Here is a 26,297-nt window from a genome sequence, read left to right as displayed (position 1 = left end):
GACAAATAAACAACCGAATTCAGTTGATTTATCCGCATAGCGGACGTACCGGCACACCCAGTTTTGGGTATCCATCAAGCTACCAGCTTCACAGCCTGTGTTTGCGCTGTGCACCCCGTGCGAAAAAACGACCAGAGACCGAATAAAAACCCACAAATTCCCCATAAACTGTTCAAATATGGGAAAGTTGAAATGACCCCATTTTTCCCCGCAACGTACGCGGGCTCGTGAGAGGTAAAAGAGATGTCCGAATCCAAGTGGAAAGTCATTGGCGCCAGCGGCTTCGTTGGTTCCTCCATCGTCGCGCGTCTGAACGCAGAAGGTATCAGCGTCGACCCCATTGAGGCACCTCGACTCGCAACCCGCGCTCTCGACGTAGACAGCATCATCGACGAAGCAGACCAGCTTGAAGGCATCATCGACTCCCTCGCAGAAGCCTTCGCCGGCGCGCAGGTCGTCGTCAACGCGGCGGGCCTCGCAGCACCCAATATGCAAGATCTGCCCCCGCTCGTCGGCGCAAACGCCCTGCTTCCCGCCGTAATCGCCATCGCCGCGCAGCGCACCGGCGTGCGCCGCGTCATCCACCTCTCCTCCGCAGCGGTACAGGGCCCGCGCCTCGTACTGGATGATTCCGAAGAGACCAACCCGTTCAGCGCCTACTCCTTCTCCAAGGCACTCGGCGAAGAAGCGCTGCTCGACCTGCAGGACTACTTCCTCGAAGAGCACCCCGACTGCGCACCCGAACTGTGCATCCTTCGCGCAACCAGCGTGCAGGGCCAAGGCCGACGCACCACCGAACTCTTCGCCAAGATGGCCTCCTCCCCCTTCGCGTCTGTTGCGGGTGCAGGCACCGGCAAGTCCCCGGTCTCCAGCGTGCACGCCCTCGCAGAATTCGTGGTCATGCTCGGCACCTTCCCCGGCGAGCTACCCACCATCGTGCTGCAGCCTTGGGAAGGCGCAACCGTCGCCTCCGCATCCGTGGATGCTGGTCGCCGCCACCCGCACCGCCTACCCGAGTGGCTCTGCCGCGCAGCCGTCAAGGCGGGCTACACCGTCTCCGAGCTGATGAACGACAAGTTCGCAGGCTCCGTGCGTAAGGTCGAGGTCATGTGGTTCGGCCAGGGCATCGACGACTCCTGGGCACGCGAAAACAACCTTCTGCCCACCCCGCGCGTGCGTGAAGTACTGCGCAACGCCCACACCGCGTTGGGTAAGAAGAAGGACCGCCGCTTCGAGAAGAACTAGGTAGCGCGCGTGCTCCCCTAGCAGCGCACAACCTAGAGGACTCATAGCAGAAGGGAACCCCCGATATATCTGAACGATATATCGGGGGTTCCCTTATACGTTTTATGCTCTGAGTTTTTACACTCAGCAGAGAGTTCTTACAGCCCGCAGAGGTTTAGAGGTGATCCTCCGGGGCGTCCTTCTGCTCGGCCTTTGCCTCAGTATTTGCTGCGGGTTCAGCATCTTCAGCCTTAGCTTCTGCAGTCTTTGCCTCGCTCTGAGCAGGCTTGCTCTTAGCGGCAGTCTCAATCTTCGACTCGCCAAAGACCAGCGCGCGAGCAGTATCAGCAGGAACCGGGTTGGTCTGCGGCTCATCCGCACGAACCGGCTTCGGAGTGTTGTCACGGTAGCCGCGCGAACGCTCCTGATCCACGCCAGTGCTGAAAGCAGAAGACAGAGCCGAAGTAGCGCCCAGCAGGGACGCCGCGACAGAACCGGCAACCGGTGCCGAAGCGCGACGAGCAGGCTCACCGCTCACAGTGTGGGTGCTGTCCCACTGCTCGTACGCCTCATCCAGGTCAGCCTGCTCATCCAGAGCACGCTCAGAAGGAGTCGACTCAGACGGCGCGGAAGAAGCAGCCTCAGCCTCCTCAACCTTACGAGCTGCCTGCTCGTCAGCCTCCGCACGAGTCAGGATAGTCGGAACGACCTCGCGCAGCTCCTCCACCGAAATTGCGCCCTCACGAACCACCACGTAGGGGAAGGAGGTGCAATCCAGAATCGTCGACGGTGCCGGGTCACGCTCAGTCACCACAACCACGCCGTCCTCATTCGGCTCAGACTCAAGCGGCTTAGGACGAACGCCACCGTCAATAACCACGGCAACATCCTCGCCCAGGGAATCCATGGCGGTCTGTGCGTCCAGTGCGGCTTCCTGACCGGTCTTGTTCGCGCTAGAAACCGCCAGCGGACCGTGCTCAGTCAGCAGCTTCAGGGCGAACTCGTCATCGGGAACACGCACGGCAACGGTGCCGCGAGTCTCGCCTAAATCCCAGCTCAGCGACGGGTACGCGTGAAGAATGATAGTCAGCGCGCCGGGCCAGAAGCGACCACCCAGATCGTAAATATCGTTCGGAACGTCGTCGACCACGCCAGCGAGCGCAGCAAGATCAAAGATCAGCACGGGCGGCGGCATGGTGCGGTCGCGGCCCTTATCTGCCAGCAGCTTGGCAACGCCCTGATGCGAGAAAGCATCGGCGGCAATACCGTAGACGGTATCGGTGGGCATCACAATCGTGTCGTGCGCCTTCAGCGCCTCGCGGGCAGCCTCGATGGCCTCGCGGGTCTCAGTTTCAGTCGTTACGGGGTACAGCTTTGCAGTCACGGGTCTTATTCTCTCATGTTTTTCTGGATGCGGCGAGACACCGGCACCCACAACGCGCCATGTGGAAGCGCTCTTCCGAGGGTTCGCCATATTTCACCGGCTCTGAGCTGGTTATTGAGGCGGACGCGTTGCCTTCATGCAGCCCGGCACGGGCTAGGTGGTACATTTACTAGTCTAAAGGCTCTAGTGGGCGCGGTTTATAACCGACGCTATGGCGCGGACGATTATTCAGGTCACGCACCGGGTAGCAGCTCTCAAAGCCGACGCGCGCCAACAGCTCGGCGACGGCGTCTTCCTGGGTGTCGTCGTGCTCCATGATGAACAGACCGCCGGGGGTAAGAAGTTCGAAGGCGCGGGCGGCGATTGCGGAGGGCATCTGCATGCCGTCCTCTCCCCCGCCGTACAGAGCCATGTCCGGGTCGTGCAGGGCGGCTTCCGGGTCGGCGGGTACATTCGCCGGCGGAATGTACGGAGGGTTCGAGAGTACTGCGTCGAAGGTTCCGGCAAGTTCGGGCAGGGCGGTGAGAGCGTCCCCCTGTACCAGGTGCACGCCGAGCGGCTCCAGGTTTTTACGGGTGTAGGGGATGGCGTCTTCGGAGAGTTCCACCGCGAACACCTGGGCGTTCGGCAGTTCGCTCTTGATTGCCGCGGCGATAGCGCCGGAGCCGGTGCACAGGTCGACGATGCGCAGCGCACCGGTTGCCGAATCTGTGCGTGCGCTTAGCACTTTGAGGGCTTCTTCGACGAGTAGCTCGGTCTCGGGGCGGGGTACGAACACGCCCGGTCCGACTGCCAGTTCTAGGCGGTAGAAGGGAGCGGAGCCGGTGATGTGCTGCAGCGGTTCGCGGTAGGCGCGGCGGGCGACCAGCGCCTCGTACTCTGCGACCTGTGCGGGGGTGAGCCGCTCCCCCATGAGCGCGGCGTGCTGTAGGCGCGAGCGCGAACCGTCGTAGAGCAGGTGCGCGGCGAGGAGCTCGGCGTCCACGCGGGGGCTGGGCACCTGCGCCAGTGCCGCGGTGGCGCGCGTGAGTACCTGCGCGAGTTCTTCCCCGCGCGGGTCGTGCACATTCACCTTCATGAGCTCTCCTTACGCTCTCTCAACAGCTCAAAACCTGTCACAGCATATGGCTAAGGGGCTCCACCGCCGTAGCGGCGAGCCCCTCACCAACATCTCACGTCGATTCAGTGAATCGACAAGAGTCTATATACAGAACCTACGTCTGCACAGAACTACTTCTGTTCCTGGCCCACCTGAGCGAGGCGGTGCGCCTCATCCATCTCAATAGCGGACTGAACCACAGGCTCCAGGTCACCATTCAGTACAGCATCCAGGTTGTACGCCTTGTAGCCGGTACGGTGATCCGCAATGCGGTTCTCTGGGAAATTGTAGGTACGGATACGCTCCGAACGGTCCATGGTACGCACCTGCGAAGCACGGTGCGCCGCGTTCTCAGCGTCAATCTGCTCCTGCTGGTGAGCCAGCAGTCGCGCACGCAGCACGCGCATTGCAGCTTCACGGTTCTGCAGCTGAGACTTCTCATTCTGCATCGCCACGACAATACCGGTGGGCAGGTGGGTAATACGCACCGCCGAGTCAGTGGTGTTCACCGACTGGCCACCGGGGCCCGAAGAACGGTACACGTCAATCTTCAGGTCGTTCTGGTTAATCTCGATTTCCTCGGGCTCGTCCACCTCGGGGAACACCAGCACGCCGGCGGCGGAGGTGTGAATACGGCCCTGAGACTCAGTCGCCGGAACACGCTGCACGCGGTGCACGCCACCCTCGTACTTCAGGTGCGCCCACACGCCCTCAGCAGGCTCGTTCGAGGAACCCTTAATAGCAATCTGGGCGTCCTTGTAACCGCCAACATCGGTGCTGGTCGAAGAAATAATCTCAGTCTTCCAGCCCTTGTGCTCGGCATAACGCATGTACATGCGCAGCAGGTCACCAGCGAACAGAGCCGCCTCGTCACCACCGGCACCAGCCTTCACCTCAAGAATGACGTTACGGCCATCGTCCGGGTCACGCGGAATCAGCAGGCGGCGCAGCTTCTCCTGAGCAACCTCCAGCTCCTCCTCCAGGCCGGGAATCTCCGCCGCAAAATCCGGATCCTCATCAGCCATCTCGCGAGCAGCCTCAAGGTCATCCTTCAGCGAAGTGTACTTGTTGTACGCAGTCACAATACCGGTCAGTTCCGCGTAACGGCGGCCCACACGGCGTGCCTTACCCTGATTCGCCTGCACGGCGGGGTCAGCCAGCTGATTCTGCAGGTCAGCGTGCTCATCCAGCAGAACCTGAATAGATTCAAACATTCTGTTCTCTCTTCCATCTCCCGCACTTTACGCCGCACGGGCAGGCACTAGACATCTCACACCCCTCACAACGGGGATGCACAAAACGAACGGCTCACGCGCCCCACCCACAATGAGGAGGTGGGGCGCGTGAGATACGAGCCTTAGTCGACCAGACGCAGACCGTTCTTCTGAACCGTCAGAAGGAACTCCACGTTGCTTTCAGTCTTACGCAGCTGGTTGGTCAGAACACCCAGAGCCTGCTCGGGTTCCATACCCGCCAGGGCACGGCGCAGACCCCACATAATCTTGATCTCATCCGGGGAGAGCAGGTTCTCCTCGCGGCGAGTACCAGAAGCATTAATATCAACCGCCGGGAAGATACGCTTATCCGCCAGCTGACGGGACAGGCGCAGCTCCATGTTACCGGTGCCCTTGAACTCTTCGAAGATCACTTCATCCATCTTCGAACCGGTCTCAACCAGCGCGGTAGCCAGAATGGTCAGCGAGCCGCCCTCTTCAATGTTGCGGGCAGCACCGAAGAACTTCTTCGGCGGGTACAGTGCAGCAGAATCCACACCACCGGACAGGATACGACCGGATGCGGGAGCCGCCAGGTTGTATGCGCGGCCCAGGCGGGTCATGGAGTCCAGCAGCACGACCACATCGTAGCCGAGCTCCACCATACGCTTCGCACGCTCAATAGCCAACTCAGCCACAGTGGTGTGATCCTCAGCGGGACGGTCGAAGGTCGAGGCAATAACCTCACCCTTGACGGTGCGCTGCATATCGGTCACTTCTTCAGGACGCTCATCCACCAGGACCATCATCAGGTACACGTCCGGGTTGTTCACAGTAATCGCGTTCGCAATGGACTGCAGCATGAGGGTCTTACCCGCCTTCGGCGGGGACACAATCAGACCACGCTGACCCTTACCGATCGGGGACACCAGGTCCACCACGCGGGTGCCCAGCTTCTTCGGGGTGGTCTCCAGGCGCAGACGCTCCTTGGGGTACAGCGGAGTCAGCTTCGAGAACACGCGGCGGTTCGCTGCTTCCTCAACACTCTGACCGTTAATCGCCTCAACCTGGACCAGGGCGTTGAAACGCTGGCGGCTGTTCGACTCACCCTCACGCGGCACACGAATCGCGCCGAGCACGTGGTCACCCTTACGCAGGTTGTACTTCTTCACCTGAGCCAGGGAGACGTACACGTCGTTGGTGCCGGGCAGGTAGCCGGTGGTACGCACGAAAGCGTAGTTGTCGAGAATGTCCAGAACACCCGAAATCGGTGCCAGCACATCGTCTTCGCTCAGGCGAGGCTCGTTCTCCTCGCGGCGGCGAGCCTGCTTCTCAGCACGCTCAGCCTGACGGTCACGCTTAGAACGGCGCTCAGTACGCTCGGCACGCTCTGCGCGTTCTGCACGCTCAGCAGCCTTACGCTCGGCACGTTCGCTACGCTCAGTGTTGCGCTCTGCACGCTCTGCGTTACGCTCACGCTTAGTGCGACGCTCGGTGCGCTCGCCATCCTGGTCGCGGCGACGCTCACGGGTGCGGGTACGCTTCGAGCTCTTCTCACCGTCGGGGGTGCCAAAAGTCATGTCCAGGGCAGCGTTCAGGCTGTCCAGGCTCGCGGTGCCGTCAGCGGTAGTAGCCTTCAGCTCAGCAGAGTTACCGGGCAGGTCAACCTGCTCCGCACGCTCGCCAATACGCTCAGCAGCCAGCTCAGCGCGCACATCCAGCGGAGGAAGCTCAGCGGGCTTCTCGTCCTTACGGGTGCGGGTGCGGCGGGTACGCTTCTCCGGCTTCTCGTTATTCTCAGTCTTCTCGGACTGCTCAGCCGATGCGTCCTCACCCTCAGCGGCACGGCGAGCGCGCGCACGCTTCTGAGCGGGAGTCTCGTAACGGGAAGAGCGGGTACGCTTCTCAGACTTTTCAGCCTTCTCAGCGCCCTCGGCGGGAGCCTCAGCAGACTCAGCGTTTTCGGTCTTCTCAGCCTTCTCCGCCTTCGCCTCAGCATCCTTCTGGGTGCGAGTACGACGGGTACGGCGAGGCTTAGACTCCTCAGCCTTCTCAGTAGCGGGGGTCTGGGCAGACTCAGCGGGAGTCTCAGACTTGGGCGCAGCAGAAGCGGCTACGGCGCCGCCACGCTGATGCTCCTCAAGAGCCTGAACCAGCTCAGCCTTCTTCAACTTCAGATAGCCGCGGATACCAAGCTGCTGGGCGAGGACACGCAGCTGCGCGACCTTCAAGTTCGCAAGTTCCGGTGCGGCAGCCGCCGTACCGTACTCATCGGTGACAACAATATTCTTTGCCAACTACAATTCCTTTGGTTATAAGCCCTGAAAATCTTCAGAATAAAGATCGGGCGGGCGCTATAGCGCGGTCAAAGGCTTAGACACTGCCGAAAGAAAACAGCAGTCTGCACCTTCGACTCCCTCGAACCGCACTGGAGGCGGTTCGCGTCTCTTACCGTACCCGCTGATTCAGACACAGCGAGCACACACGGAAGATAAGGCGCTCTATCACAAACGTGGGCAAGCCCAAACCATCATCTATAGAACCATCTACACGAGATGAAGAGGACGGATTGGTCACTTTGAAAGGGCACCCGCCGCGAAACCGAACCCTCAGAAAAGTCTTCCCCTATGCGTCAGAAATAAAGAAAGACATGAATCCCAAAGGCACTCCCCCGAACCTTGCCGGCTCCCACCCAGATACAAAAGTATCTGAGGCATCAGGGAAAACGGAAGTACGTTACGAAGGATAGTATCGACGGTCTACATTGAACGACGGGCGAACCTCAACATAGGACGAACTAATAACGTCCTACTGAGTAACTATAACACCTTCAGTATCAATTTCAAGAGGAAGAACCCGCCAGTTCAGGCGACGATCCACAATAGCGCTACAGGGGTGAGTCGCCGCGAACTCGGCAATAGCCTCCTGCACCTGCTGCACCTGCTCATCGCCGTGCGCAAAGGTCAAAACAGTCGGGCCAGCGCCAGAAATCACCGCCGCAAAACCCTGACCGCGCAGGTACGCAACCAGCGCAGCCGACGGCTCCATCGCGGTCACGCGGTAACCCTGATGCAGGTAATCCACGGTCGCATCCATCAGGTGCTCGGGAGCATCAGAGAGAGTACGCACCAGCAGCGCCGCACGAGCCGAGTTCGCCGCCGCCTCAACGTGGGGCATCTGTGCGGGAATCAGCGAACGAGCAAGCTTCGTCGACACCTCATAATCGGGTACAGCCACCACCGGGTGAACGTCAGGGTGCACCGGAATAATCAGAGACTTCCAATGACCCAGCTCGCCCCAGGACACCGACAGGTTACCGTAAATCGCCGGAGCCACGTTATCCGGGTGGCCCTCCATATCGGAGGCGACCTGCAGCATCTGCTCACGGCTCAGACGGTACTCTTCCGGCAGCAGACCGCTCGCAGCAGCCACACCCGCCACAATAGCCGACGCCGAAGAACCCATACCGCGAGAATGCGGAATCTTATTATCAGCAATCAGCTTCACCGGAGGCAGCTCATCCAAACCAGCCGCCGCGAAACCAGCCTTCATCGCCTGCAAAACCAGGTGGCTCTCATCGCGAGGAACATCCGCGCTACCCTCACCGCTGAGCTCAAACTCCAGGCCGGATTCAATACGCTCAACAACCAGTTCATCATAAAAGCCAAGCCCCAAACCCATACTGTCATAGCCGGGGCCCAGGTTAGCGCTCGTAGCGGGAACGCGAACCTTAACGGACGCGCCCACCGGAATATCAGAAATATGCAGGGAAGACATGAGAAGAACCTCGCGATCGGTGACGTAATGAGTGAATAGGTGAAAGATACAAAAAGGGGCTGTCATGCAGGTGCACCCCGCCCCGCAAACACGGGACGGAGTGCACATCGTAGTATGAACAGACTAGTTCAAATCAAGAATATCTGCCACAGCAACCACGTCGAAGGGAGCCTTAGTCGGCTCAACCTTCACACCGTTAACAGCCTCAAGAGCCCACTGCGGGTCCTTCAGACCGTGACCGGTCACGGTGATGACGATGGTCTTACCCTCGGGAGCTTCACCGGCGCGGTGCTTCTTCAGCAGACCCGCAACGCCAGCAGCCGAAGCCGGCTCCACGAAGACACCCTCGCGGGCAGACAGCCAGCGGTGCGCCTCCAGAATCTCCTCATCGGTGACAGCCTCAATCACGCCGCCAGACTCGTCACGAGCAGCTTCAGCCTTCTCCCACGACGCGGGGTTACCGATACGGATCGCGGTCGCAATGGTCTCAGGAGCCTCAATCGGGTGACCAGCAACGATCGGTGCAGCACCAGCAGCCTGGAAGCCCCACATGATCGGGCGCTTGGTCGCAACCGGTTCCAGAACCTCACCGTCACGGTTGGTGTAAGGCTCCGAGTACTCCTTGTAGCCCTTCCAGTACGCGGTAATGTTACCCGCGTTGCCAACCGGCAGCAGGTGGTAATCGGGAGCGTCACCCAGGGTGTCAACAACCTCAAACGAACCGGTCTTCTGACCCTCAATACGGTAAGGGTTGACCGAGTTCACCAGGAACACCGGGTAGTTCTCGCTGAGCTTGCGAGCAATCTCCAGGCAGTTATCGAAGTTGCCGTCAATCTGAATGATGTCAGCACCGTGAGCGATAGCCTGAGACAGCTTACCCATAGAAATCTTGCCGTCCGGAACCAGCACTGCACAGCGCATACCAGCCTGCAGAGCGTACGCAGCAGCCGAAGCGGAAGTGTTACCGGTCGAAGCACACACAACAGCCTTCGCGCCGTCACGCTTAGCGGCGGTCATCGCGCTGGTCATACCGCGGTCCTTGAACGAACCGGTCGGGTTCATACCCTCAAACTTCAGGTAAACGGTGTTACCGGTCTCAGCAGACAGTGCCGGCGCGTGAATCAGCGGGGTGCCGCCCTCGCCCAGGGTCACAGCCTTCACATCGTCTGCGAAGGGCAGACGGTCACGGTACTCATTGATAACGCCCTGCCACACGTGTGCCATTGGCTTCTCCTTCAATCTTGGCGCCCCGCCCGCCGAACCTCCCATGGGTCCGGCGCGGTAGCGGGTACGCGGGTTAGTTAGTGAGCGATGCACCCGCAAGCGAACATCGCACGTTTAGTGAGCGGCGCGTGCCGCACATAGATAACGCTTTTGGGCCTTAGTGCTTCTCGGACTCCACGCGGATGACCGAGTTCACCTCACGCACAGTGTCCAGAGCGTCAATCACAGCAATCGCACGGCGTAAATCAGCGTCCTTCGCAGAGTGGGTGACCATACGAATCTGAGCCGCACCCTCCTTCGGGGCGGACTGGCGCAGAGAATCAACAGAAATACCGTGCTCAGTCAGGATGCGGGTAATGTTCGCCAGAACGCCCAGGCGATCCTCCACCAAAACACCCACCGAGTAGCGAGACACCACGTTATCCAGACCGGTTGCGTGCAGCTGCGCGTGGGAAGTCTCCGGAACACCGGGACCGCCCAGCACCAGACGACGAGCCAGGGACACGAAGTCACCCAGAACAGCCGAAGCAGTCGGAGCGCCACCAGCGCCGGGACCGTAGAACATCAGCTCGCCAGCGTTCTCCGCTTCAACGAACACAGCGTTGAACGCACCGTGCACGCCCGCCAGCGGGTGCTGACGAGGAATCAGGGTCGGGTTCACGCGAATGTTCGCGCCGCTCTCACCCTCGCGCTCGCAAATAGCCAGCAGCTTGATGACGTAGCCATCAGCATCCGCGGCAGCAACATCATCAGCGGTGATGGAGGTAATGCCCTCGGTGTGCACATCATCGATGGTGAAGTCAGAGTGGAACGCCAGCGAAGCAACAATCGCAGCCTTCGACGCGGCATCGTGGCCCTCAACGTCAGCGGTCGGGTCAGCCTCCGCGTAGCCGAGCTTCTGAGCCTCAGCCAGTGCGTCCGCGAAGGATGCGCCGGTGGTGTCCATCTGATCAAGAATGTAGTTGGTGGTGCCGTTCATGATGCCCAGAACGCGGGTCACACGGTCACCAGCCAGGGAGTCACGCAGGGGGCGCAGAATCGGGATAGCACCCGCAACAGCAGCCTCGTAGGAGAGCTGAGCACCGGACTCATCAGCGGCAGCCTGCAGCTCCACACCGTGCTTAGCCAGCAGCGCCTTGTTACCGGAAACCACGGACTTGCCCGCCTTCAGAGCACGCAGAATGCGAGTGCGAGCCGGCTCAATACCGCCGGTCAGCTCGATGACCACATCCGCCGCATCAATCAGGGATTCAGCGTCAGTGGTGTACAGCGAGGGGTCCGCATTCCAGTGGCGGGATGCATTAGTATCGCGCACAGCAATACCGATCAACTCCACGGGGGCGCCAATGCGCTTTTCAAGGACGGCGTTATCCTCGACCAGGATGCGAGCAGCCTGGGAACCGACATTACCGGCACCAAGCAGTGCTACTTTGATCTTTTCAGCCACGATAGTCTCTTTCTACGGTCTGTTCCGGGTTCGCCCCGGTATCTCTTCGGGCTACGGCGTGGATGCGGCGCAGAGCACGCACTCAACAACCACTTTATCAAGAGGCGGGGACGGCTCAGCAGCCTCAAGGTGCGACTTTTACTCTCTGAGATGAGGTATCCCTCACAGTTATGAGGTGAACCTTATCTTCTGCCATGCTGTAAACGCGCAAAACCGTGAAGCCCCCGCCCGCAACCGCCACCTCACGGCGTCCATTGCCAGAAACGGGAACTTCACGGCTTTTCATGATGTCAAACAGGGTTCTTAGATATCCGAACCCATATCCAGCGCCAACATATCCTCCTCACGCTGACGACGAATCATCACGCGCGAAGGCTTACCCTCAGCGGTCGCAATCACCGGCGGGCGAGTCAAGAAGTTATAGTTCGAACCCAGCACATAGCAGTACGCGCCGGTCGCCGGAACCGCCAGAATATCGCCAGCCTGCAGGTCAGCCGGCAGGTAGCAGTAACGAACCACCACATCGCCAGACTCACAGTGCTTACCCACCACGCGAGAGAGCACCTGCTCCCCCGCCGGAGCACGATTCGCCAGGGTCACCGAATAATCCGATTCGTACAGCACCGGGCGGGCGTTATCACTCATACCGCCGTCCACCGAAACGTAGCGGCGCACACGAATCTCGCCGTTCTCATCCTCAATGCTCACGTTCTTAATGGTGCCCACCGTGTACAGGGTCGCACCCGAAGGACCAGAAATGGAACGGCCCGGCTCAAACGACATATGCGGAATCGCCATGCACAGGCGCTCACAGGTCGCCGCGACGGAAGCGGCAATCGACTCGGTCACCTCGGTAATGGAGCGGGGGTGATCCGCCTCGGTGTAGCCAATGCCGTAGCCACCACCCAAATCCAGCTCCGGCAGCGTCACACCCAGGTCACGGTTGAGGCGGTTCATGAACTCCAGAGCGGTAGTAGCCGCTTGCTCGAAGCCCTCCGCTTCAAAAATCTGCGAACCAATATGGCAGTGAATACCGCGGAAATCCAGGGAATCGGTCGCGTTCAGAATCGCGGCAGCCAGAGCCGCGTAAGAATCGGTAGACTCAACACCCCAGTGCTCCAGCTCCTCTTCATCCAGACCAGCAAGCGCGGCGGTGCCGGGCTGCAGGGACATGCCGAACTTCTGATCCTCGTGCGCGGTCGCAATGGATTCGTGGGTCGAGGCATGCACGCCGGGGGTGATGCGAATCAGCACCGGAACCGGGGCGTACGGCTCCTCGCCCTCAGCCACACGCTCGGCGGCAAGCTCGGCGTACACGCACTCAATGAGCTTGAGCTCATCCACCGAGTCAGCCACCACACGGCCCAGGCCGTTACGGATCGCGCGGGCAAGCTCAGCCTCCGACTTGTTATTACCGTGCAGGGCGATGTTCGCACCGGGCACCTGTGCGCGCAGAGCCAACGCCAACTCACCACCGGAGGCGGTATCCAGGCACAGGCCTTCCTCGGTCGCCCAGCGCGCCACGGCAGTGGACAGGAACGACTTACCGGCGTAGTAGACGCTCACCTTCGCACCGTGCGCGGCGAAAGCCTGCTCAAAAGCGGTGCGGTAGGCGCGGGCGCGGGCGCGGAAGGTCGTCTCGGAGAAGACGTACTGCGGGGTTTCGTGCTCAGCAACCAGGTCGCTGACGGTCACGCCATCAATGCAGAGCTCGCCCTGATTATTGCGGGTAAAGGAATCCGTCCAGATCGTGCGGGACAGGGCCTCGGGGCGCTCGGGGTAGGTGAGCCATTCGGGGGCGTAGAGGGCGCGGGCTTCGCTCATCGTATCTCTTTCTTAGCTATCTTGCCGGCATACGCTCAACCCCCGCCCCGGTAGCACCGGGTCGGGGGTTGAAACGAGAGTATTACATGCGCTCGGGTGCGCTCACACCCAGCAGGTTCAGGCCGTTAGCCAGCACCTGCTGTGCCGCGTTGTTCAGCAGCAGGCGGGTACGGTGCAGGTCGGTGACCTCTTCATCCGCCTTGGGGGTGACGCGGGAGACACCGTACCAGCTGTGGTACGCCGAAGCGAGCTGCTCCAGGTAGCGGTTCACGCGGTGCGGCTCGTAGAACTTCGCGGCATCACGCACAGCAGCGGGGAACTGGCCGAGTACAGCCAGCAGCTCGCCGTCAGCAGCCGAGTCGAGCAGGGAGGTGTCCACGCCCTCCTCAACCTTCACGCCAGCCTCCGCAGCGTTACGTGCCACAGCGTCGGTACGTGCGTGAGCGTACTGCACGTAGTAGACCGGGTTCTCGTTACTCTTGGAAGTCAGCAGGCCCAGGTCAATGTCGATGGGGGTGTCCACCGAGTAGCGGGTCAGCTCGTAGCGAGCCGCGTCAACGCCCACAGCCTCGACCAGGTCCTCGAGAGTGACCACGGTACCGGCACGCTTGGACATGCGGACGGGCTTGCCGTCCTTGACCAGGTTCACCAGCTGACCGATCATGACCTCAATCTGGTCGGCGCGGTAGCCAAGAATCTGGGCGATAGCCTTCAGACGGCCCACGTAGCCGTTGTGGTCAGCGCCGAGCATGTAAATCGCCACGTCGGCGGGGTTTACTGCACGGGTCATCTTGTCCTGGTAGTAGGCGATATCGCCCGCCACGTAGGCGTGGTTGCCGTCAGACTTAATGACCACGCGGTCCTTGTCGTCGCCGTAGTCGGTGGTGCGCATCCACCATGCGCCGTCAGCCTCAAAGAGCTGACCGTTCTCACGCATGGTCTCGAGCAGGGCGTCCACCTTGCCGCCTTCGAACACGGAGTTCTCGTGGAAGAACACGTCAAAGTGAGTACCGAATGCCGCCAGGGACTCCTTGATCTGATCAAACATCAGGTGAGTACCGATTTCGCGGAAAATCTCTTCGGGGTTCTCAGCCTCAAGCGCGTCGGGGCGCTGAGCCAGGATCTGGTCCTTAATATCAACAATGTACGCGCCAGCGTAGCCGTCCTCGGGGGTCTCCTCACCGCGGGCAGCGGCAATCAGGGAGCGCACGAAACGGTCAATCTGGGTGCCGTGGTCGTTGAAGTAGTATTCACGCACGACGTTAGCGCCCTCAGCCTCAAGGACGCGGGCGAGCGCATCACCGACGGCAGCCCAGCGGGTACCACCCAGGTGGATGGGGCCGGTGGGGTTCGCGGAGACGAACTCAAGGTTAATGGTCTTACCGGCGAACTTGTCGCTGCGGCCGTATGCTTCGCCAGCCTCAACGATGGTGGCGGCAAGCTCACCAGCAGCTGCGGCGTCCAGGGTGATGTTCAGGAAGCCGGGGCCAGCGATGTCTACGGATGCAACACCGGGGATAGCGCCAATCTTCTCTGCCAGAAGAGCTGCTGCCTCGCGAGGGTTCTTGCCCACCTTCTTGGCGAGCTGCAGAGCGACGTTGGTTGCCCAGTCGCCGTGTTCACGGGACTTGGGGCGCTCCACTCGGACGGCAGGCAGTTCAGCGCCCTCCACGAGGGTCAGCTGGCCGGAGGAAATGGTTTCTTCAAGGGCAAGCGCAATGGCTTCAGAGAGTTCTTCAGGAGTCATAACAAACTATTCTAGCAAGCATTGGCGGGTGCCTGACCGTATTATCTAGCGCATATCTGATACCATGGTGGGGTTGCCTCTGTAGCTCAGCGGATTAGAGCACCAGTTTCCGGTACTGGGGGTCGAAGGTTCGAATCCTTTCAGGGGCACGATGTTCTTATTCGAGAGGGAACACGGGAGCCGATATCCGAGGCGTATTGTTCGGGTATCGGCTCCTTTTTATTTAACAACTCAACTTTATTGAGCCGCTCACCCTGTTGTGCATAAAGCCTGCGCCGGGCGACCGTTCCCGCCACCTCCCTCTTCAACCTCAGACTTCAACCTCAGGCTTCAACCTCAGAGGGTGGACACTACCCGCCTACCTGTTGTGGCAACGCTAACAGCCTTGAGAGAATGGGAAAACGCGCACACCCGTCACATCAGCACGGCTTCAAGCCACAACAGCGGAGGTAACCCGATGACCACCATGCGCCAGATTCAGCTCACCGAATGGGGCGACGAAAGCGTTCTGCACGAAGCAAACGTACCTATCCCCTCGCCGGTGCGCGGTCACGTGCTCATCAAGACGGTTGCCGCCGGTGTCAACCCGATTGATCTGACCACCCGCAAGGGTCTGGGCCCTGCCGCACAGCTTGCCGACCCGTCGTACAAGCCCTTCGTGCCCGGCTGGGATGTTGCCGGCACCGTGGTTGCCACCGCCGGCGACTACACGGGTTTTAAGGTGGGCGACGGCGTATTTGGTCTTGTTTCTTTCCCCTCCCCCGCCGGTGCGTACGCCGAGTATGTTCTCGCCCCGGCGCATCAGCTAGTGAAGGTGCCCGCCGATGTTCCCTGCGCGCAATTGGGCGGCGCTCCCCTGGCGGCTCTGACCGCATACCAGGCGCTCTTCGAAGTGGCGCGATTGAAGGAATGCGAGCGCGTGCTTATTCACGCCGGTGCCGGAGGCGTCGGTCACCTCGCTGTTCAGTTGGCGGCGCAGGCTGGCGCTCAGGTTTTTGCGACCGCCTCCGCGGCGAACTACGAGTTTGTGCGCTCGATGGGTGCCCAGCCTATTGATTACCGCACCGAGGATTTCCGCGCCGTACTGGGCCAGACCATGGACGTGGTACTCAATTCCACCGGTCAGCAGACCATCCTCGATTCGCTGGAGGTGCTGGTTCCCGGCGGCCGCATTGTCACCCTGACCAGCCCCGACCCGCTGGATGTTGCGCGTGAGCGCGGCTTCGAGGCGCAGTGGCTGACGGTTCACCCGGATCGTGTGCAGATGCAGGAGATTGCCCGCCTCATGTCCCTGGGCCTGTTGAAGGTGCACGTGGATCAGGTGCTTGATTTCTCGCAGGCTGCGCAGGCTCACGCCCTGGTGGCGACGGGTCGCACCCGCGGCAAGATTGTTCTGGCTCCCTAGCGCAGCGGTGATTTATGCAGACTTCTGAGAGCGCGCCGAACGCTGAGAGCGCGCCGAACATTGAGAGTACCGAGTACCGCTCCGGTTTTTACCGCGAGGCGGACTTTTACGATGCCCACTCACTACCCGACTACGGTGCACAGTCGCCGGTAACTCGAGAGGCGTTCGCCTACGACTTCTTCCCCGCGACCGCGGATGCGTCTTCCCCCGCGCCGCTGCTGGTGTGGGTTCACGGCGGCGCCTGGCGCTTCGGCACCAACCAGGCACTACGATACACTATCCTGCGTACCCCCGCCGGGGAGCAACCCAATACCCAGGCGCTCATGCGCACCGCTTTCCAGCAGGCAGGCTGGGCGGTCGCCTCCATCAACTACCGGTATTCGCATCAGGCGCTCTTCCCCGGTGCCCTGCACGATGTGAAGGAGGCAGTGCGTTTCTTCCGCGCCAACGCGCACGAGTTCGGCATTGACCCGCAGCGCATCGCAGTAGCGGGTGGAAGCGCGGGCGGGCACCTGAGCATGCTGGTTGCGCACACGGGAGATTCCGCCGCCGGTAACTCTGTATTTGGGGATTCTGCGAACGCACCCAAGCACGACGAATACTTTGAAGGCAGGGCGGCGAGCGCCTACCCGTCCCATAGTTCGCAGGTGGCGGCGGGGGCGTCTTTTTACGGGGTCAGCGATTTGAGGACTATCTTCACCGATCGTCCTCTGGCTGGCTATGCCCTCGACCATCCCGAGGATGACGGAGCGGAATGGCGGCTGTTGGGAAGCACCCACCCTGTCCCCGCAAATGTGTCTACTATCGACGCCGCCAAGGGTGAGCGAGCGGTTCCGGGTGTAGCTCTCGAGCGCGCCAAAAAGAACTGGGAGCGTGCGCATCCCATTGATGCGGTACGCCCCCAGAAACGAGTGAATAAGATCGAAAGTGCCTGTGCACCGGGAGTGAGCGGCGGTGCCACTCCTCTCATGCTCGTGCACGGTATTAGTGATTCGTGTGTGCCGTACCAGCAATCGGTGCGGGTGTATCAGGCGCTGCGCACGCGGCAGGTGCCTACCGATTTGGTGCTGGTTCCGGATGCCGAACACGGAGATTCGCGCTGTTTTAGCCCCGACATTGTTCAGCAGATGCTGCTATTTCTCAACCACGCTGTTCAGTTCAACCGCGGCGTGTAGCTCAACCGTGCTGTGTAGCATGAGCGGTTCACAGGTTAGCGAACGCGGCGGTTCACGTATTCGTGCTCAAGGCGGTAGCGTTCGAGGTCATCAAAAGCAACGCGACGGTGCGTGTTAATGCGCTCGAACGGAATATCTCCGCGCTCCAGCAGGCGTACAACGGTCGGGCGGGATACGCCCAGGTAGTCTGCCGCCTCCTGCGTGGTCATGAGGCGGTCCTGGCGTACCACGCAGACGTCCTTACGGTCGGCGAATGCGCGCGCTACGGAGGTGAGGGGTCCGTACATTTCGGGGGAAATCTGTACGCGCTCGCCGTCGCCGGTGACCAGGTAGAGGGTTTCTTCGGCGCTGAGGCGGTCGAAGTGGGTGCGCAGACTCGCGTGAACGAGGGCTTGGAAGAGCTCTTCGCAGCGGTGGTGAATTTCTTCGTGCTGTCCGTCTTCGTAGCAATCCAACACTGCAACACGTGTTGCCGGGTACGTCTTTGGTGATGGCATAGTCACTCCTTCGTTACTGTGTTATTCACCACTGTAGCAGTTGAACGAAACTATCGAAAGAAAGTTAAGAAGCGCAGTTAATTCGCATCTACGGTGCATAAAATTCAAATGAATAATTATTAACTCTTTAGATAGCATTTGATGCCATTTATTGTACCTTAATTGCTCGCCCGGGGTTAGTATTCCACCACTGTCAGTCCCGGGGATTCCACGAACAAACCCAAATATGACAAACAAAGCACACCCCAAGCCCACCGCGGGCAAGGCGAGTACACTGGATAGGATATGTCTGAGCAGAAATCCACGAAGAAACACGCAGATACTTCTAAGGCCCCCCGCACCGCCCCCACCATGGCGAGCATGGCCGCCGCAATCCACGCGGCAAAGGTACGATCCTCCGAAAAAGCCGCTGGCAAAACCGCAGATAAAACTACTGAGAACTACGCGGTAAAAAACGACGCCCCGAAAAAGGGTGCGCAGAAGAATAACGCAGACCGCAAGAGCTCCTCCCGCGGCGCATCCGAACGCAACTCCAACGCCTCCCGCTCCAACCGACGCGGAGTCGCCAACAACCGCGCCCGCAAGCAGGGCAACCAGCAGGGCGGCACCAACGGTAACCGCCAGGGCGAGCAGCAGAACCGCCCGGCACCGCGCCGCTACGAACCCTTCATTCCCGAGGTCATCACCTACCCCGAAGAGCTGCCCGTCAGCGAACGCCGCGACGACATCATGAACGCGATTCGTGACAACCAGGTCGTCATCATCGCGGGTGAAACCGGCTCCGGTAAGACCACCCAGATTCCTAAAATGTGCCTCGACCTGGGCCTGGGCGAGAAGGGCCTTATCGGCCACACCCAGCCGCGCCGCCTCGCCGCGCGTTCCGTGGCCGAACGCATCGCCGAAGAACTCGGTCAGAAAATCGGCGAAACCGTCGGCTACCAGGTGCGATTCACCTCCGAGGTCGGCGAACACAGCGCCATCAAGCTCATGACTGACGGTATTCTGCTCGCCGAAATTCAGAACGACAAGCTGCTGCGCCGCTACTCCACCCTCATCATTGACGAAGCGCACGAACGCAGCCTGAACATTGACTTCATCCTCGGCTACCTCAAGCGCATCCTGCCGCAGCGCCCGGACCTGAAGGTCATCATCACCTCCGCGACCATCGACCCGGAGCGTTTCGCACGCCACTTCTCCCCCAGCTACGTGCCGGGCAAGGGCATCGTCGACGAAAACCTCAGCGCCGAAGAACGCGAAATCGCCGAAGCAATCCTGCCCGACGACGCGCCGCCCATCATTGAGGTGTCCGGCCGAACCTACCCCGTGGAAATCCGTTACCGCCCGCTCGACGAGGAAGACTACCTCAGCGACGACGAAATCGAAGACGACCACGACCCCACCGACGGCATCCTCGACGCCATCAAGGAACTCTCCAAGGAAGCGCCCGGCGACATCCTCATCTTCTTCTCTGGCGAACGCGAAATCCGCGACGCCAAGGACGCCATCGAGGCAATGGTTCTCAAGTCACCGCGCCTGAACTACGAAGTGCTACCCCTGTACGCGCGCCTCTCGCTCGCCGAACAGCACCGCGTATTCTCCCCCGGATCGCGCCCGCGCATCGTGCTCGCCACGAACGTTGCCGAAACCTCGCTGACCGTACCCGGCATCAAGTACGTCATCGATACCGGCACCGCACGCATCTCCCGCTACTCGGCACGCACCAAGGTTCAGCGCCTGCCCATCGAACGCATCTCGCAGGCAAGCGCCAACCAGCGCTCCGGTCGATGCGGCCGCGTCAGCGACGGCATCGCAATCCGCCTCTACTCCGAGGAAGACTTCAACTCGCGCCCCGAGTTCACCGACCCCGAAATTCTGCGCACCAACCTCGCAGCCGTCATCCTGCAGATGATTGCAATCGGCGTGGTCCGCGAGCCCGGCGACATCTCCCGCTTCCCGTTCGTGCAGCCGCCCGCATCTCGCGCCATCAACGACGGCGTGAACCTACTGCGCGAACTTGGCGCGCTCACCGAACGCCCCCGCCAGCCCCGCAAGGGCCGCGGCAATAGCGCAACCCTCACCGCCATCGGCCGAGCCATGGCGGCATTCCCCGTGGACCCGCGCCTGGCCCGCATGATCATCGAAGGCGGCCGCCGCGGCTGCGCCAAGGAAATGATGGTGCTCGCCGCCGCCCTGACAATCCAGGACCCGCGCGAACGCCCCGCCGACGTGCGCGCAGAAGCCGACGCGTTGCACGCCCGCTTCGTCGACGACACCTCCGATTTCTCATCCTTCCTGCTGCTCTGGGACTACATCAACGAGCAGCAGGCGGCGCTGTCCTCCTCGCAGCTGCGCAAAATGTGCCACCGCGAATACATCAACTACCTGCGCATCCGCGAATGGCAGGACCTCTTCGCCCAGCTGCGCGAAATGGGCCGCACCGCCAATATTCACGCCAGCGGCGGACGCGACATCAACGCCTCCGCCCACGAGGTCGACATCCACAAGAGCCTGCTCTCCGGCCTGCTCTCGCACGTGGGAGTCAAGGAAGAACGCGAAAAGGACTCCAAGGGACGCACCCGCGGCCCCCGCGAATACCTCGGCGCACGCGGCACCAAGTTCGCGATCTTCCCCGGCTCCGGTCTGTTCAAGAAGAGCCCCGACTGGGTGCTCTCCGCCGAACTCGTCGAAACCTCCCGCCTGTGGGCGCGCACCAACGCCTCCATCGACCCGCAGTGGATCGAAGAGGTCGGCAAGCACCTCATCAGCGTGCAATACTCCGAACCGCACTGGTCCCTCAGCTCCGGCGCGGCAGTCGCCTACGCCAAGGGCACGCTCTTCGGCCTGACCATCTACGCCGACCGCCCCGTGCAGTACGCCCGCGTAGACGCCGCTGCAGCCCGCGAAATCTTCATTCAGTCCGCCCTCGTCGAAGGCCAGTGGCACACCCAGCACAAGTTCTACCTGCGCAACCAGCGCGCCCTCGCCGAGGTCGAAGAACTTGAGGCACGCCTGCGCCGCCGCGACCTGCGCGTGGACGACTCCGTGCTCTTTGCCTTCTACGACGCCCGCATCCCCGCCCACGTGACCGATGTGCGCGCCTTCGACAAGTGGTGGAAGCAGGCACGTCTCGAAGACGACAACTTCCTGGACTTCAACCCCGAGAAGCTCATCAACGAGGAGGCCGCCGACTACGACGACTCCCAGTTCCCGCGCCAGTGGGTGCAGCGCACCGACAGCGGCGAACTGACCCTCGACCTGCGCTACGAATACGCCCCCACCGCCGGCGTGGGAGGTGCACGCACCGACGCCGCAAAACGCGACGGTGTGGCTGTGCAGGTGCCTATCCTCTTCCTCAACCAGCTGAGCCCCGAACCGTTCCGCTGGCAGATCCCCGGCCTGCGCCACGAGCTCGTCACCGCGCTCATTAAGTCCCTCCCCAAGGCGATTCGCCGCAACTTCGTGCCCGCACCCGACGTGGCACGCGCCGCCTGCGCCGCCCTCGAGGAAGACTACTCCCCCGCAACCGACGAGCTGCTCCCCTCCCTCGCGCTCGTGCTGCGCCGCCTGCGCGGCGTGGTCGTCGAACCCGAAGCCTTCAACTGGGACGCCGTGCCCGAGCACCTGAAGATGGGCTTCCAGGTGCGCAACGCCCGCAACAAGATCCTGGGCGAAGGCAAGGACCTGCGAGCCCTGCAGCAGCAACTGCACAAGGAGATTCGCAGCGCCCTCGCCGACTCGCTCGGCGCATCCGACGAGGCCATGGCAAAAATGGTGGCGTTAGCACAGGGCGGTTCAAGTAGCTCAGGCGGCTCGGCAGCTTCGGCTAAGAAGGGCGCGAAGAACCCGGGGACCCCTGCCAACGCGGACGCATCCGGCGGAGTACGCGAAATCAGCAGCCTCACCGAATTCCCCGCCGATCTCTTCCCCAACGGAGAGATCCCCCGCAAGGTACAGCGCATCATCGCAACCCAAGCGGTCAACGGCTACCCCGCCCTCGTAGACGAAGAAACCAGCGTAGGACTGCGCATCTTCCCCACCGAAGCCGAACAGCTCCACGCGCAGCGCCGCGGCATCATCCGCCTGCTGCAGCTGCAGGTGCCCTCGCCCGTGCGCTACGTGAGCGAACACCTCTCCCACAAGGAGAAAATCGTCTTCACGCAGAACCCGCACGGCTCCATCGACGAGCTCATTCGCGACTGCACCGTCGCGGCACTCGACCACCTCGTGCCGCACACGCCCATCTTCACGCACGCCGAATACAGCGAACTCTACGAGCACGTGCGCGCCGAACTCATCGAGACGGTCTTCGACGTCACCAAGCTCGTCGCCGAAATCCTCTCCGAAGCCACCGCGCTGAAGAAGGCAATCAAGAAGGCAACCTCGCTGACGACCATGCACGCCGTCTCCGACGTGAAGGCACAGATGGAAAACCTGGTCTACCCCGGATTCGTCGCACAAACCGGCTACGACCAGCTGGTTCACCTGCCGCGCTACCTCAAGGCCGCCCAGGTGCGCCTGACGAAGCTCGGCCCGAATCTACACCGCGACAACCAGCTGATGCTCACCGTGCAGGATCTTGAGGACTCCTACGATAACGCGGTCAAGTCGCTGCCGGCAGGCACCATCGTGCCGGATGCGCTCCGCCGCGTGAACTGGATGATTGAGGAGCTGCGCGTCAGCTTCTTCGCCCAGGAGCTTGGTACCGCCTACACGGTGTCTGAGAAGCGCATTGCGAAGGCTCAGCGTGAGGCGCTGGACGCCATCAAGCGTTAGATTGTGAGCTTGCGGGTTGTCTGCGGCTTGCGCGGATGGCGGTGTTCGTCCTCGCTCCTACTCAGGTGTAGGTGCGCCGCATGTTTCCTCCGCGCCTACGCAGGGGCACCCGTCACCCGGACGCTCCGCCCTCTCCTTGCTTCGCTGCGGAGAGCGTCCGGGTTGACACCCTGAGGGCGCTTCCGGAAAACACGGCTGCACCTGCAGCACAAGCAAAGAGCCCCCACACGAGGTAATCGTGTGGGGGCTCTTTGCCGTTCACAGCGCAAGCTAAGCCGGGAACCTAGCGCGGAAAGGCGGTGTCGTCCGCAGCGACATCAGGGTGCCCGAGCTCTGCGAGGGCGGGTGCCCCTGTAGGAGCGAGGACGAACACCGCCTCTCAGCGTGAGAAACGGTTAGGCTGCCGCCTCGCAGAAGGTCACCTTTACGGAGCCGTTACCGCGCTCGCGCATCCACTGCGGCGCGTTCTCAGCCGAAACAATCGCACCCTCACTCACGGACGGTGCAATGTACGAGCCGCCCGCGCCACCGGCGCCGCCCTGCATCGTGTAGCCGAGACCCTGGCGCACGCCCGTCGGGCTGTTCAGCCACTTCTGGGTCAGCACAATCGAGGAGACGGACTGCGCCGCGCCGGAACCGCCGCCGCCGTAACCTGCACCGCCGCCACCGGACACCACGGACTGGTAGCCGTTGAAGTTCTGTGCGTACGCACCTTCGTCGTTGTAGACGTCCAGGTCCCAGCTGCGGTCCTCGTAGGTGCCCTTCTCGTGCACGCTGGCGGGGTTCTCATCGAGCTGGTAGGAGTATGCGCCCGCGCCGTCGCCGCCGTTACCCGCGAAGCCGTTGGTGCCCGCGTTACCGGCAACGAACTGGCTGAACAGAACCTGGTTGTTGGTGGTCTCGAAACCGATGATGGGGCCGCTTGCCGGCAGGGTGCCTGCCGCGCCGCCAGCACCGCCTACGCCCGCTGCGCCGCCGGAACCGGAGTTGTAGGTCAGCACCTTGGAGCGTTCAGCCTTGTAGATTTCGTAGCCGGGGGTACCGTTGGAGCCTGCCGCTGCGGAGGCGCTGCCCGCCGCATCGAACTGCGGGGATGCGTCCGAGCCGAGTGCCGCCACACCTGCGTCGATCTGGCCGTCGAGGTTGGAGTACCAGGGGTCTGCGTAGGACACGCCGGAGCTGGTCATGCCCGCGCCGCCACCGCCGCCTGCAACCGCTACCACGGTGCCGTCGATGAGCAGCGCGGAGGAGCCGCCACCGGATGCGGCGTAGACCTGGCTCTTGGAGTTTGCCGGGTCAGCGTACTTTGCGTCGACCTGCGCAGTGACGTTGGCGGGGATGGTGTAGGCGGGTACGGAGCCGCCGTTGCCGTAGCCTTCACCGCCGGCGGTGGGGGTGAGCGAACCGTCGCCGATGCCGCCTGCCGCGGCGATAATCTGCACGGTGGAGCCGGGGGTGACGGGGATGATGCCGGTGACCTTCGCGCCGGAGCCGGCGGGGGTCATGCGGTTGTTGGTGCCGCCCGCGCCGCCGACCAGTTCAAAGCGGAGCTTGTAGACGTTGTTGGGGACGGCGAAGCTCTGCACGGTTTTGGCGCCTTCGTCGGTGCCGGAGATGTTGTACGCCGGGTGTGCGGCGAGCGTGCAGTCTGCGGAGACGGACGCTGCGTAGGAGGGGATGGTTGCCGAGGCTGCGACGACCGGTGCCGCCCAGGCTGCACCAGCGACGAGCTTGCGGCGGGTCAGGGAAGTAGACATGGTATGCCCTTTATTCAGGTGGGGTGATGTGTTTGCGGCGCAGCGATGTTTGATTCCAAGCAGGCCTCGATTTGCTTGCCGCGGAAAGAAAATCAGCGCCGAGGAAAAGCATACCTTGAACCTCAGCCTTAACATAAATCCCTGGTTGGAGCGCGGCATGGGAGCCTTTGGGCACCTCGCGCCGCTCTCTTCCTGCGCTCCTGCAGGGGAACCCGCCGCACCCGGGCGCTCCGCTCTTCCTTGCTTCGCTGCGGAGAGCGCCCGTGCGGGCACCCTGATGTCGCTTCCGGAAGGTGCGGCTTTATGCGAGCCGCAGGTTCCGCCCGCGCACGCAACGCCAGCAGAGGGTCTGCAGGTTTTCGGGTTCGTTGTTGCCGCCTTCGGACAGCGGCACCTTGTGGACGACCTCCAGGATGAGGATTCGTTCACGCATGATGGAGTTGCCGCATCCGGGATTTTGGCAGGTGTAGTTGTCGCGCTCTTTGATGCGTTGGCGCAGCTGGGCGGTCATGAGGGTGCGTTTGCCGCCTTCGGGCCATGCCCAGCGTATTTTGCGTTCGAGGGTTTCGGAGAGCGCGTCGAGGGTTGGGGTGTCGAGGGTGACGGTGACGGCGCGGTTTTCTTTGCCGTTGATTGAGGTGTATTCGAAGCGATAGACGGGGTATGGCACGGTCAGCCCTACGTGGCAGACGTTGAGTTTGTCCCAGAACTCGTCGGCATAGTGCTTGGTGATGAATTGGGGCGGGTTGATGTGTGCGAGCATGTCGTCTTCGCGGCGTCGCACGTTGTCGACGGCGGTTTCTAGACGCGCGATATCGTCGGAGAGGCGCTGCACGTCTTTGAGGGTTTGCAGGTCGGCTTCGATGTGGAAGTATTTGGTGAGGCTGCCGATGGGGTCCCGTTCGGCTTCGAGGACGACCTGTTTTGAAGAGTTGTAGACGTGCGGGTGGCGTTCTTCGGGTTTCTTCCGCAGCAGCGTCTGCCAGGTTTTGGGTTGTTGAACTTCGACGGTGGCGAGGTGGCTGTACATGCCGTTGGTGGAGGCGCCGAGTTCGTAGATTCCGCGAGTATAGATGTCGTGTACGTAGCTGGCGACTTCGTTGTATTCGCTGGCGAGTGTGGCGGTGCGTTGGCGGTGCGTCTGGAATTCGGGGGTTGCGAAGTACCGGTTTTTGCGGATGGTCAGGACAATGCCCACGATGAGCACGATGATGGCGGCGCCGAGGATGACGTACCAGAGGGAGAAGGCGAGGCATACGGCGAAGAAGATGCCGAGCCCTTTGAGGAATTTCATGGGTGTTCCTTTGTGATACGGCGGTGTATCTGTGAGTGTAGATTTCCTCCATTAGGGTATCGGAGGTAGGCTCGGTGCGCAAAGCATTTGGTCACGTCAGTGAGCTATTGAAAGGATTGGCGGGCAGACTACACCTTCCGGATGCGCCCTCAGGGTGCCCGAAGCGGAGCGAGGGCGGGTCCCCTGCGACGGCGCGGAGGACGTGTGTAAGATGCACGCCCTACAAATGTAGACTCGGCGGAGCCAGCAAAAGATTGAGAAGGCGACAGCCCCCTCCCCTTCCAGTTCGTTATGCCGGTATCGCGCACCCAAGCCCTGCACTTACTGAACCGGGGTCGAGTGTTTTACCTACGAGGAGAGGGATGGTGTCCTCCATCGTGACATCGGGGACGCGGAGCGGGGCGAGCGTATTTTCCGGAAGCGCCCTCAGGGTGCCCGAAGCGAAGCGAGGGCGGG

16 protein-coding genes and 1 tRNA gene are annotated in these 26,297 nt (G+C 61.6%); 5 read left to right on the top strand and 12 right to left on the bottom strand.

Features of this window, described 5'->3' with window-relative positions; translation table 11 throughout:
• Window positions 1-243: 243 nt before the first annotated feature.
• On the top strand, window positions 244-1,245 hold the full coding sequence (locus tag HMPREF2605_RS06280; RefSeq protein ID WP_070847423.1) for an NAD-dependent epimerase/dehydratase family protein: 1,002 nt from the start codon (window positions 244-246) through the stop codon (window positions 1,243-1,245).
• A 154-nt stretch (window positions 1,246-1,399) separates the two neighbouring features.
• Here the strand turns inward: HMPREF2605_RS06280 and HMPREF2605_RS06275 are convergent, their stop codons facing one another.
• The 9 genes from HMPREF2605_RS06275 to argS form a co-directional block, all read right to left on the bottom strand.
• The gene (locus HMPREF2605_RS06275; protein ID WP_070847421.1) at window positions 1,400-2,608 is read right to left on the bottom strand and encodes an L-threonylcarbamoyladenylate synthase; all 1,209 of its coding nucleotides are present in this window, start codon (window positions 2,606-2,608) and stop codon (window positions 1,400-1,402) included.
• Window positions 2,609-2,777: 169 nt separating this feature from the next.
• Window positions 2,778-3,686: a peptide chain release factor N(5)-glutamine methyltransferase gene (gene prmC, locus HMPREF2605_RS06270; RefSeq protein ID WP_070847419.1), complete on the bottom strand. Its 909-nt coding sequence runs from the start codon at window positions 3,684-3,686 to the stop codon at window positions 2,778-2,780.
• 152 nt (window positions 3,687-3,838) lie between these two features.
• Window positions 3,839-4,921: a peptide chain release factor 1 gene (gene prfA, locus HMPREF2605_RS06265; protein ID WP_005507792.1), complete on the bottom strand. Its 1,083-nt coding sequence runs from the start codon at window positions 4,919-4,921 to the stop codon at window positions 3,839-3,841.
• A 143-nt stretch (window positions 4,922-5,064) separates the two neighbouring features.
• Window positions 5,065-7,218 carry a transcription termination factor Rho gene (rho, locus tag HMPREF2605_RS06260; RefSeq protein ID WP_070847417.1) on the bottom strand — a complete coding sequence of 718 codons (2,154 nt, stop codon included), beginning with the start codon at window positions 7,216-7,218 and terminating at the stop codon, window positions 5,065-5,067.
• A 511-nt stretch (window positions 7,219-7,729) separates the two neighbouring features.
• Entirely contained in the window at window positions 7,730-8,698 is a 969-nt protein-coding gene (gene thrB / locus HMPREF2605_RS06255) for a homoserine kinase (protein WP_049354857.1), read from the bottom strand.
• Between the two features lie 123 nt (window positions 8,699-8,821).
• Window positions 8,822-9,922 carry a threonine synthase gene (thrC, locus tag HMPREF2605_RS06250; protein ID WP_049337338.1) on the bottom strand — a complete coding sequence of 367 codons (1,101 nt, stop codon included), beginning with the start codon at window positions 9,920-9,922 and terminating at the stop codon, window positions 8,822-8,824.
• A gap of 157 nt (window positions 9,923-10,079) precedes the next feature.
• On the bottom strand, window positions 10,080-11,369 hold the full coding sequence (locus HMPREF2605_RS06245) for a homoserine dehydrogenase (RefSeq protein WP_070847416.1): 1,290 nt from the start codon (window positions 11,367-11,369) through the stop codon (window positions 10,080-10,082).
• 303 nt (window positions 11,370-11,672) lie between these two features.
• Window positions 11,673-13,193 (bottom strand): diaminopimelate decarboxylase family protein, encoded by a 1,521-nt coding sequence (locus tag HMPREF2605_RS06240; RefSeq protein ID WP_070847414.1) that lies wholly within the window; start codon window positions 13,191-13,193, stop codon window positions 11,673-11,675.
• Window positions 13,194-13,275: 82 nt separating this feature from the next.
• Window positions 13,276-14,940, bottom strand: a complete 1,665-nt coding sequence (gene argS, locus HMPREF2605_RS06235) for an arginine--tRNA ligase (protein ID WP_070847413.1) — start codon at window positions 14,938-14,940, stop codon at window positions 13,276-13,278.
• 75 nt (window positions 14,941-15,015) lie between these two features.
• Here argS and HMPREF2605_RS06230 point away from each other — a divergent pair.
• The 3 genes from HMPREF2605_RS06230 (at window position 15,016) to HMPREF2605_RS06220 (ending at window position 17,520) form a co-directional block, all read left to right on the top strand.
• Window positions 15,016-15,089, top strand: a tRNA-Arg gene (locus HMPREF2605_RS06230).
• 308 nt (window positions 15,090-15,397) lie between these two features.
• A complete protein-coding gene (locus HMPREF2605_RS06225; RefSeq protein WP_070847411.1) occupies window positions 15,398-16,345 on the top strand; it encodes an NADP-dependent oxidoreductase in 948 nt (315 codons plus the stop codon).
• A gap of 14 nt (window positions 16,346-16,359) precedes the next feature.
• Entirely contained in the window at window positions 16,360-17,520 is a 1,161-nt protein-coding gene (locus HMPREF2605_RS06220; protein ID WP_070847410.1) for an alpha/beta hydrolase, read from the top strand.
• 35 nt (window positions 17,521-17,555) lie between these two features.
• Here the strand turns inward: HMPREF2605_RS06220 and HMPREF2605_RS06215 are convergent, their stop codons facing one another.
• Window positions 17,556-18,017: a helix-turn-helix domain-containing protein gene (locus HMPREF2605_RS06215; RefSeq protein WP_044150579.1), complete on the bottom strand. Its 462-nt coding sequence runs from the start codon at window positions 18,015-18,017 to the stop codon at window positions 17,556-17,558.
• 285 nt (window positions 18,018-18,302) lie between these two features.
• Between HMPREF2605_RS06215 and hrpA the strand changes: the two genes are divergently transcribed.
• Window positions 18,303-22,790, top strand: a complete 4,488-nt coding sequence (hrpA, locus tag HMPREF2605_RS06210) for an ATP-dependent RNA helicase HrpA (RefSeq protein ID WP_070847408.1) — start codon at window positions 18,303-18,305, stop codon at window positions 22,788-22,790.
• A 395-nt stretch (window positions 22,791-23,185) separates the two neighbouring features.
• Here hrpA and HMPREF2605_RS06205 read toward each other — a convergent pair whose 3' ends face one another.
• Together HMPREF2605_RS06205 and HMPREF2605_RS06200 are read right to left on the bottom strand one after the other, a co-directional pair.
• On the bottom strand, window positions 23,186-24,547 hold the full coding sequence (locus HMPREF2605_RS06205; RefSeq protein ID WP_070847405.1) for a hypothetical protein: 1,362 nt from the start codon (window positions 24,545-24,547) through the stop codon (window positions 23,186-23,188).
• Between the two features lie 301 nt (window positions 24,548-24,848).
• Complete coding sequence (locus HMPREF2605_RS06200) at window positions 24,849-25,841, bottom strand: HNH endonuclease (RefSeq protein WP_070830482.1); 993 nt, start codon at window positions 25,839-25,841, stop codon at window positions 24,849-24,851.
• Window positions 25,842-26,297 lie beyond the last annotated feature (456 nt).

The organism is Rothia sp. HMSC065C03 (genome assembly GCF_001837295.1).
In the GTDB taxonomy this organism is placed as follows: domain Bacteria; phylum Actinomycetota; class Actinomycetes; order Actinomycetales; family Micrococcaceae; genus Rothia.
Note: the sequence above shows the minus strand (reverse complement) of the source record. Positions and strands in the feature narration are given on the sequence as shown.

What these genes read in the sequence shown, in the direction of transcription:
- HMPREF2605_RS06205 (WP_070847405.1), bottom strand. Translation starts at nt 24,547, where the DNA reads ATGTCTACTTCCCTGACCCGCCGCAAGCTCGTCGCTGGTGCAGCCTGG.
- HMPREF2605_RS06200 (WP_070830482.1), bottom strand. Translation starts at nt 25,841, where the DNA reads ATGAAATTCCTCAAAGGGCTCGGCATCTTCTTCGCCGTATGCCTCGCC.
- HMPREF2605_RS06220 (WP_070847410.1), top strand. Translation starts at nt 16,360, where the DNA reads ATGCAGACTTCTGAGAGCGCGCCGAACGCTGAGAGCGCGCCGAACATT.
- HMPREF2605_RS06280 (WP_070847423.1), top strand. Translation starts at nt 244, where the DNA reads ATGTCCGAATCCAAGTGGAAAGTCATTGGCGCCAGCGGCTTCGTTGGT.
- thrC (WP_049337338.1), bottom strand. Translation starts at nt 9,922, where the DNA reads ATGGCACACGTGTGGCAGGGCGTTATCAATGAGTACCGTGACCGTCTG.
- hrpA (WP_070847408.1), top strand. Translation starts at nt 18,303, where the DNA reads ATGTCTGAGCAGAAATCCACGAAGAAACACGCAGATACTTCTAAGGCC.
- HMPREF2605_RS06225 (WP_070847411.1), top strand. Translation starts at nt 15,398, where the DNA reads ATGACCACCATGCGCCAGATTCAGCTCACCGAATGGGGCGACGAAAGC.
- HMPREF2605_RS06215 (WP_044150579.1), bottom strand. Translation starts at nt 18,017, where the DNA reads ATGCCATCACCAAAGACGTACCCGGCAACACGTGTTGCAGTGTTGGAT.
- thrB (WP_049354857.1), bottom strand. Translation starts at nt 8,698, where the DNA reads ATGTCTTCCCTGCATATTTCTGATATTCCGGTGGGCGCGTCCGTTAAG.
- prmC (WP_070847419.1), bottom strand. Translation starts at nt 3,686, where the DNA reads ATGAAGGTGAATGTGCACGACCCGCGCGGGGAAGAACTCGCGCAGGTA.
- argS (WP_070847413.1), bottom strand. Translation starts at nt 14,940, where the DNA reads ATGACTCCTGAAGAACTCTCTGAAGCCATTGCGCTTGCCCTTGAAGAA.
- prfA (WP_005507792.1), bottom strand. Translation starts at nt 4,921, where the DNA reads ATGTTTGAATCTATTCAGGTTCTGCTGGATGAGCACGCTGACCTGCAG.
- HMPREF2605_RS06240 (WP_070847414.1), bottom strand. Translation starts at nt 13,193, where the DNA reads ATGAGCGAAGCCCGCGCCCTCTACGCCCCCGAATGGCTCACCTACCCC.